Source organism: Methanolobus chelungpuianus, assembly GCF_024500045.1.
GTDB lineage: Archaea > Halobacteriota > Methanosarcinia > Methanosarcinales > Methanosarcinaceae > Methanolobus > Methanolobus chelungpuianus.
Map to the genome: position 1 here is coordinate 1 of NZ_JTEO01000009.1, position 5,135 is coordinate 5,135.

The 5,135-nt window shown below is 52.3% G+C and carries 2 tRNA genes and 3 rRNA genes; all 5 read left to right on the top strand.

The annotated features are described in order from the left end of the window. Nucleotides 1-96 precede the first annotated feature (96 nt). The 5 genes from PV02_RS12000 to rrf all read left to right on the top strand — a co-directional run bounded on the left by PV02_RS12000 (nt 97) and on the right by rrf (nt 5,115). Nucleotides 97-1,570, top strand: a 16S ribosomal RNA gene (locus PV02_RS12000). A gap of 102 nt (nt 1,571-1,672) precedes the next feature. After that, nucleotides 1,673-1,745: transfer RNA gene (locus tag PV02_RS12005), tRNA-Ala, on the top strand. Nucleotides 1,746-1,867: 122 nt separating this feature from the next. After that, nucleotides 1,868-4,795, top strand: a 23S ribosomal RNA gene (locus tag PV02_RS12010). Nucleotides 4,796-4,890: 95 nt separating this feature from the next. Further along, nucleotides 4,891-4,962 (top strand) — tRNA-Cys (locus PV02_RS12015). Between the two features lie 31 nt (nt 4,963-4,993). After that, nucleotides 4,994-5,115: ribosomal RNA gene (gene rrf / locus PV02_RS12020) — 5S ribosomal RNA — on the top strand. The 16S, 23S and 5S rRNA genes sit together here with 2 tRNA genes alongside, the layout of an rRNA operon. Nucleotides 5,116-5,135: the final 20 nt, after the last annotated feature.

Below are 5,135 nucleotides of genomic sequence, written 5' to 3' on the forward strand. Positions count from 1 at the left end.
AAGGAATTAACCAAACTAATGTGCAGAAAGGAAATTCTCTCAATAGAATTCTCCGATCGATTCCTTAAATTGACTTCCAAAGTGTGTGATCAACAAATTCTGGTTGATCCTGCCAGAGGTCACTGCTATCAGTGTTCGACTAAGCCATGCGAGTCAAATGTTCTTCGTGAACATGGCGTACTGCTCAGTAACACGTGGACAACCTGCCCTAAGGTCTGGCATAACTCCGGGAAACTGGGGATAATTCCAGATGAATCATAGATACTGGAATGTTCTGTGATTAAAAGCTCCGGCGCCTTAGGATGGATCTGCGGCCTATCAGGTAGTAGTGGGTGTAATGTACCTACTAGCCTACGACGGGTACGGGTTGTGAGAGCAAGAGCCCGGAGATGGATTCTGAGACATGAATCCAGGCCCTACGGGGCGCAGCAGGCGCGAAAACTTTACAATGCGGGAAACCGCGATAAGGGGACACTGAGTGCCAGCACCATGTGTTGGCTGTCCGCATGTATAAATCACATGTGTCAGCAAGGGCCGGGCAAGACCGGTGCCAGCCGCCGCGGTAACACCGGCGGCCCGAGTGGTGGCCATTATTATTGGGTCTAAAGGGTCCGTAGCCGGTTTGATCAGTCTTCCGGGAAATCTGACAGCTCAACTGTTAGGCTTCTGGGGGATACTGTCAGACTTGGAACCGGGAGAGGTAAGAGGTACTACAGGGGTAGGAGTGAAATCTTGTAATCCTTGTGGGACCACCAGTGGCGAAGGCGTCTTACCAGAACGGGTTCGACGGTGAGGGACGAAAGCTGGGGGCACGAACCGGATTAGATACCCGGGTAGTCCCAGCCGTAAACGATGCTCGCTAGGTGTCTGGGATGGTGCGACCGTTTCAGGTGCCGCAGGGAAGCCGTGAAGCGAGCCACCTGGGAAGTACGGCCGCAAGGCTGAAACTTAAAGGAATTGGCGGGGGAGCACTACAACGGGTGGAGCCTGCGGTTTAATTGGACTCAACGCCGGAAAACTCACCTGGGGCGACAGCAATATGTAGGTCAGGCTGAAGGTCTTACCTGAATCGCTGAGAGGAGGTGCATGGCCGTCGTCAGTTCGTACTGTGAAGCATCCTGTTAAGTCAGGCAACGAGCGAGACCCGTGCCCACTGTTGCCAGCATATCCTTCGGGATGATGGGTACTCTGTGGGGACCGCCGATGCTAAATCGGAGGAAGGTGCGGGCTACGGTAGGTCAGTATGCCCCGAATCTCCAGGGCTACACGCGGGCTACAATGACCGGGACAATGGGTCCCTACCCCGAAAGGGGTTGGTAATCTCATAAACCCGGCCTTAGTTCGGATCGAGGGCTGCAACTCGCCCTCGTGAAGCTGGAATCCGTAGTAATCGCGTTTCAATATAGCGCGGTGAATACGTCCCTGCTCCTTGCACACACCGCCCGTCAAACCACCCGAGTGAGGTATGGGTGAGGGCACGGATTCATGCCGTGTTCGAACCTAAATTTTGCAAGGGGGGTTAAGTCGTAACAAGGTAGCCGTAGGGGAATCTGCGGCTGGATCACCTCCTAAGCATGGTTGGCAAAAAGCCAACCAACACAACCGGTCAGAAATCGATAAACTGCCAGGATCCAATTAGGCTTGAACAGGCCTGACAGCAAAGGCCCAACAAGGGCTTGTAGATCAGTTGGAAGATCGTCGCCTTTGCAAGGCGAAGGCCTTGGGTTCGAATCCCAACAAGTCCATATCAGTGCACCAGGCAACTAACATTGCTTGGGAAGGATCAAGTGACCGTATCCCCAATACGGACACAATGAAGTCGTGTATACGCATGCATATATCAGACGCTCACTGGACAAAGTGAGGTGGACTCTGGTAATTATGCCTTCAGGTGGATGGCTCGGCTCAAGTGCTGATGAAGGACGTGCCAAGCTGCGATAAGCTCGGGGTAGGTGCATGGAACCAATGAACCCGAGATCTCCTAATGGGTCTTCCCGACACGCTCTGCGTGTCGATCAGTAATGATCGGGAACGCCCCGAATTGAAACATCTTAGTAGGGGCAGGAAAAGAAATCGAAGAGATGCCGCTAGTAATGGCGAATGAACACGGTACAGTTCAAACTGAATCCCGCCGGAAACGAGCGGGAGATGTGGTGTTATAGGCTCTTCCTAAAGGTCCCACTCAATCCCTGTTGAACTTTTCTGGAACGTTAGACCACAGAGTGTGATAGTCACGTAAACTGGAATTGAAGGATCTGGGAAACAGCCTGAGTAGCGTGGGTCGGAAATCCCGCGCGAATTTGGGAGGCACCAACTTCCAAAACTAAATACATCTTGAGACCGATAGCGAACTAGTAGGGTGACCGAAAACTGAAAAGTACCCCAAGAAGGGAGGTTAAAAGTGCCTGAAACCTGGAGGCGATGGAACGATATGGCGTTAAAGGAACTTTGGTACGAAGGAAACAGTCGCGAGGCTGTTGTACGAGTATCACTGCCAATGTTATATCTTACGTTTTGAAGAACGGGCCAGGGAGTGTATCCAAATGGCGATGGCTAACTTTTTACTTAGGAAGCCGAAGCGAAAGCAACATGCGCGCAACCGCAAGGCCAGGCGCGACGTATACAAGTGCGTGGAGTCATTAGGGTACGACCCGAAGCCGGGTGATCTAGGCGTGGGCAGGTTGAAGCGTGGCGAAAGCTACGTGGAGGACCGCAAGCGGTATTGATCTGCAAATCATTCGTGTGACCTACGTCTCGGAGTGAAAGGCTAATCTAACCCGGCAACAGCTGGTTCCTTTCGAAACATGCCGCAGCATGACCTGACTGGAGATAGATGGTGGAGTAGAGCACTAATTGGAGACGCCGGGGGAGAAATCCCTCACTCTCCTGTTAAACTCCAAAACTACTGTCGTCGTAGAAGGTCGGAGTCCGGGCTACTGGGGTAAGCTTGTAGTCCGTAAGGGAGACAACCCAGCCCGCGGTTAAGGTCCCCAAGTGTCGACTAAGTGTTAATACTAAAGGGCGTCCAAAGCCCTAGACAGCTGGAAGGTTAGCTTAGAAGCAGCTACCCTTTAAAGAGTGCGTAACAGCTCACCAGTCGAGGTTTTGGGCCCCGAAAATGGACGGGGCTCAAGTCGACCACCGATACCGCGGAGCACCGAAAGGTGATCTTGTAGAAAGGCGTTGCGCTCGGGCAGAAGCAGGGCTGTGAAGTCCTGTGGACCGGGCGGAAACGAAAATCCTGGTAATAGTAGCAGCATAGTTAGGTGAGAATCCTAACCGCCGAAGGGGCCAGGTTTCCTCGGCAATGTTCGTCAGCCGAGGGTTAGTCGGTCCTAAGTCGTACCGTAAGTCGAGTACGTCAAAAGGGAAACAGGTTAATATTCCTGTACCTTGTAACAATAAACTGACGTTTTTGGGCAGGCTGAGCAGCGCCGTCGCGCTGTCTAAGCACCGAAATCCATGGAGAGCCGTAATGGCGAGAAGTGGATGAATGTGTAATGGCGTAAGTCGGCTGCACCCGGGAACCCGTGAAAAGGGAGTTACAAGTCCGTACCGAGAACTGACACAGGTGCCCCTAGCTGAAAAGGCTTAGGCGTGTCGGAGTATTTTGGCTAAGGGAATTCGGCAAATTAGCTCCGTAACTTCGGGAGAAGGAGTGCCTGCTGTGTAGACAGCAGGTCGCAGTGACAAGAGAGCTCTAACTGTCTAATATCAACATAGGAAATCGCAAACCCGTAAGGGCTAGTACGATTTCTGAATCCTGCCCAGTGCAGGTACCTGAACATCCGGTCCAACGGAACGAAGGGCCTGTAAACGGCGGGGGTAACTATGACCCTCTTAAGGTAGCGTAGTACCTTGTCGCTTAATTGGCGACTTGCATGAATGGATCAATGAGAGCTCTACTGTCCCTAGCCAGAGTCCGGTGAAGCTTACTTTCTAGTGCACAGTCTAGAGACCTCTAGGGGGAAGTGAAGACCCCGTAGAGCTTTACTGCAGCCTGTCGTTGGGTTGTGATCTTGGATGTACAGTGTAGGTAGGAGACGTCGAAGCCGGTGCGCCAGCATCGGTGGAGTCGCAATTGGGACACTACCCTTCTGAGATTACGATCCTAACTCCGAGAGGAGGACCCCGATAGGTAGGCAGTTTGCCTGGGGCGGGACGCCCTTGAAAAGATATCAAGGGCGCACAATGGTTGACTCAAGTGGGTCGGAAACCCACTGAAGAGTGCAAGAGCATAAGTCAGCCTGACGTTATTCAGCACAGTAGTGGATGACGAGACGAAAGTCGGTTCTAGCGAACTTTTGTGTCCCGCTTGGTGCGGGCCAAAAATGACAGAAAAGTTACCTCGGGGATAATTGAGTTGTTGCCGGCAAGAGCACATATCGACCCGGCAGCTTGCTACTTCGATGTCGGTTCTTTCCATCCTGGCCGTGCAGCAGCGGCCAAGGGTGAGGTTGTTCGCCTATTAAAGGAGATCGTGAGCTGGGTTTAGACCGTCGTGAGACAGGTCGGTTACTATCTACTAGAGGTGTTCGTGGTCTGAGGGTAAGCTACCTTTAGTACGAGAGGAACAGGGTAGCGGCGCCACTGGTGTATCGGTTGTCTGACAAGGCATCGCCGAGCAGCTACGCGCTAAGGAATAAGAGCTGAATGCATCTAAGCTCGAAATCTAACCCAAACAAGAGACTGCACTAAGGATTCCGGTAAAAGACCGGTTTGATAGGGTCGGGATGTACGCACCAAGGTAACGAGGTGTTGAGTCCGCGGCTACTAACCATCCGTGCCTGCTACCTTTCTTTGTCCAGGCGAAATCTGATATGAGCATGCAGTGATATACGGCCAGGTAAAGTATTTATCCAATGCCTTCAATGGTAACTCGCTCATGGCGCCAAGGTGGCGGAGCGGCTACGCAATCGCCTGCAGAGCGATTCCATTCCGGTTCGAATCCGGACCTTGGCTTTACCTATAATTGATCGTTATTGTAAGTGAGTCTGGCGGCCATAGCGGCGGGGCAATTCCTGTACCCATCCCGAACACAGCAGACAAGTCCGCCAGCGTTCCTTATTGTACTGAAGTACGCGAGTCTTCGGGAACTACGGATCGCTGCCAGCTCACTTACACTTAATACTTCT